The sequence below is a fragment of the Leptolyngbya cf. ectocarpi LEGE 11479 genome, from assembly GCF_015207065.1.
GTDB lineage: Bacteria > Cyanobacteriota > Cyanobacteriia > Phormidesmidales > Phormidesmidaceae > Leptothoe > Leptothoe ectocarpi.
The window spans coordinates 1-4080 of sequence record NZ_JADEXP010000467.1 but is presented as its reverse complement, the minus strand read 5'-3'; the positions used below and the strand labels follow the sequence as shown (position 1 = coordinate 4080).

At 40.9% G+C, this 4080-nt stretch carries 1 protein-coding gene; it reads right to left on the bottom strand.

Annotation, left to right across the window (positions count from 1 at the left end):
- Positions 1-239 precede the first annotated feature (239 nt).
- Positions 240-3896: a beta strand repeat-containing protein gene (locus IQ260_RS28440; protein ID WP_228016512.1), complete on the bottom strand. Its 3657-nt coding sequence runs from the start codon at positions 3894-3896 to the stop codon at positions 240-242.
- Positions 3897-4080: the final 184 nt, after the last annotated feature.

Here is a 4080-nt window from a genome sequence, read left to right as displayed (position 1 = left end):
CAAATAAGAGGAGGGGGAGAATATTGGAGGCCACCTTAGCTCCCCTAACCTTAACGGAACAAGATTCAAAGTTCGTCCACCTTATGATGGAATGACTCACATTGTTACACCTAGACATACTAGGTGTTCCCCAATTCTGGCGGAGACAGAAATTAAAGCCCCCAGATTTGGGGGTTTGGGGGCCTAAATAACCTATAGCTTTTTGTCCAGCCTCTACCCAAGACATTGACTGCATTGATTTACTCATCATCGGCGGAACAGAGCGAGAGTAAATCAATGCCCCGACCAACACTGACTGTATTGAAAGTACTGGACGCTGTACCAACGTCATCTCGATTTCTCAAACGGCGATAGGTCTCAGCCAGATCGAGAGGAATCCATTCGGTGAGGATGTTGCCGCCACCCATGAGTTCGTCGGGTCCGGGAGGGGCTCCACCGAGGCCGTAGTCGAAGAACTCGGCCTGTCGTTCGCGGGTACCGATTTGGCAACCCTCGTCGAGGTTGGGGGAGCTAGGCAAGAGAAGTTCTTCTTCGAGTTCTAGGAAACCCTCATTGATGGGATCACTAAAGCCGACGATACCAGAAGCACCTTGATCAGAAGCAACGACAATATCGCTCAAAAAGGTATCTTGAGGACGTTCTCGTAATCCTAGAACAAGAGTTCTGCCAGAGAACTCAGAACCACCGAAACGAACTTTTCCTCCATCGCCTTGATCTGCTTCAGTAATAATATCGCTATCTTCTGAAGGTATAGCGATTATAAACCCGGCATCATCATTAACACCTATAGTAATCGTGCCGCCTGTGGCACTACCGTTTCCAGAGGCATTAATTTCCCCAAAGTTTCTTTCGCCATGACGCATCCAGAATATTGGCCTTGGCCCATCAAGCGTTATGTTAATATCACCACTGTTAGGATTACTACCGTTGTCACCAGTTTCTGAGCGAATAGACGCCCCACGTGTGAGGTCAATATTATTAGCTGTAATATCAATGGTTCCCGCAACTCCAGTCGGACTGCTAACTGCAATGACAGCTTGATCATCAATGTCTAACGAATTAGAACTAACAACTAAATTCCCGGCAGTTCCACCATCACTAGCAACAGCTAGAATACCACCACGCTCAAAGGTTTCGTTACCAATATTCAATCCATCTTTAGATACAATTCCGCTTAATTCTATCGAATCAGAGGCATTAACAGTAACACTACCGGCAACGCCACGTTCAGTGGAAGCAGATATCACACTATTTTCAACCTCTAAAGTGTTTAGATTTTCAAAGTTGATATTACCAAAAGACTCTTGTGTAGAGTCATCAACCCTTGATGAAACATTACTTGTGACTATTCGTGAATCACCTTTAAGAGAAACGCTTTGAGCATTAATAATAACATTCCCAGCTCGGGAATCAGATTCATCCCCTGTTTGTTGGGCTCTGATGCTGCTACCATTTTGTAATGATACAGAAGATGCTGATTCTAAACCCTGGTTGATAGTTACATCTCCGGCAACACCATTTTGGGTGGTTGCCGAAATGTTTACATTGGATAACTCTAAAGATGGTGCAAAAATTTCAACTCCAGCAGCTTGCTCGCTGCCTGTTCTTGTCTCGCTTCGAATATCAACACCTTGAATATCTAAATTTTCTGTTGTTGAAATATGAATTAGTCCTGAACCTTCGAATCCGTTGGATAATACGTTATTAAATATATCTACACTGCCTTCAGCATCCAATGTGATATTACCTGCAATTCCTCCTTCTTGCGTAGAAGATCTCAACTCACCGCTAACTTCAATTCCATCTCCACGACTTCTCAGTAAAATATCACCACTGTCTCCATTTACACTAGAAAAGGTTAGAATAGAGCCCGTCTTTATTTTATCAGGAGCCGTAATCTCAACAGAACCACTTTCTAAATCTGAAATACCTGTCGATGAATTTATATTGCCAGTTGATATCTGACCATTAACACTTTCAAGTGTGATATCTCCAATATTGAACTCAAAGCCACTTCCTTCTCCACCCGCCTCCGAATCAATGTCACCAACTTTAATATTTCCAAAAGCATTTACGGAAACAAAATTTGCGCCTGCCTCTTCACTTCGAGTTTCGATAGAGCCCAAACCATTAGTACCAATACTCACGCTCCCTCTATAACTTAAAATTTCAACAGAACCACTTTCTCCTAGATCAGAAGAAGATCTTATTTCCTCACCAGTACTAATATTCCCAAAAGCATTCAGCTCAATAGAACCACCATCTGTATTGATCTCTACAGAACCATCATCCCGAAATTTCGAAGTATTCTCTGAAATAAGATTATCTGCTGAAATTTCTCCTCCTTCAGTTATTAAAGTAATTTTACCTCCATCTTCACCGATTCCACCTGAACCAGAATTTATATTTCCAACTTCAATATTCTGAGCCTCATTAAAATCTATTCTAATAAGTTCTCCATTTTCAAATACAATATTTCCAGCCTCTAGTATAATATCTCCAGCATCTCCAGACGCACTTGATGAACTTATATCTAAACCGTTGAAAGAGCCATCAAAAAAAGACAAAAAGCCAGCTCTTATACCCGCAACTTGACTTGTAATTATTACATCACCACTGTTACCAGCATTGGACGTTGTAGAAATTAATCCTGTTGAAATTTGACCAGTTGCATCAAGATTAACCTCACCACTATCATTATCAGGATTACTGCTATTTGTAGAAGATGTAATGGAATTAGTCGTAATAAATCCATCTCCCCCTACAGCATTCAAAGTAATATTTCCTGAAACACCGTCCTGGGAAGTAGTTGTTAGATTACCTGTTTCCACACTCGAAGTAGTACTGTTAATGCTAATGTTTCCACTAAATCCTCCAACAGAGGAGGTACGGATAAAATCCGTTACGACGCTTCCATTTGCGCTGATATTAACGTTTCCACTATTAGGCTCTACGACGATAATGTTAGGCTTACTTGGGTCCAAAGGATTTGGCAACAACAGTTCAAATCCCTCTCTTCCAGTTGTGGAAGAGATAATACCATCAGTCTCAACTTTTCCAGTTTGACTACTAATTGTTATATTTCCAGCATCACCTAAATCACCACTCAAACTTTCTGAATTAAGTTGTCTAACAACTATATCACCATTAGCTTCTAACCAAATATCTCCTGCTCTTCCTCCAACTTCAGTTTTCGCATCATAATTACCATCTGATTCTATAAAACTTTCAATGCTAACAACTTCGATATCACCTCCGAAGCCTGGCAAATCTGTATCGTTGAAATCAATATATTCAGACCTAATGCCAGATGTAGTAACAGAGCCATATGCTCTCAGTATAATATCACCCGCAGAGCTAGAATTAACAAATGCACTTATCTCACCTCCAACTGTATTTATATCGCCAACACTTAGAAGAATTACATCTCCACCTGGGCCTTCAGCAGCACCTGAACTAATTCCATTTGGGATAGTAATGTCCCCAATAGAGTCTATTGTGACTGAATTACCGAAAGCGGTTATAGAGTTTACAGAGATTTCGGTATTCCCACCAATAAATGGATTGGGATTATATTGATTAGATAGATAAATTTGGCCTCTGCGATCGCCATCATCAGATGGAATAAATGTATTATTTATGACATCACCGTCAATATCAATGCTTGCACTAGCAGGTACTGATGGGAGAGCGTTTAGTTCTTCAAAAGTGAGAGGAGGGATAGGTATGAATCCAGATAAATTTTCTAGTTCTGGTATAGATCCTGGTGGCGCAAAATCCAGAGTGCCTGCACGAATATCAAGTGTTGGCTCTTGCTCGCCATTGATAATGATCCTTCTTCCTTCTGATAACTGAGGATCACCATTTGCTAACACAAATCCTCCTTCAGGTGTCACAAGACCATTATTGTCACTATTGTTTATAGTGATACTTCCAGTTACCTTAACGCTACCGCCAGCTAGTATGTGTAAGGAACCACCAGTATAGCTATCAAATGTAACATCACCACTTGCTCTAACTATTGGATCATAAGGGCTTATTAAATCACCTGGTTTGCCCTCTAAATTACTTATTCTGAAG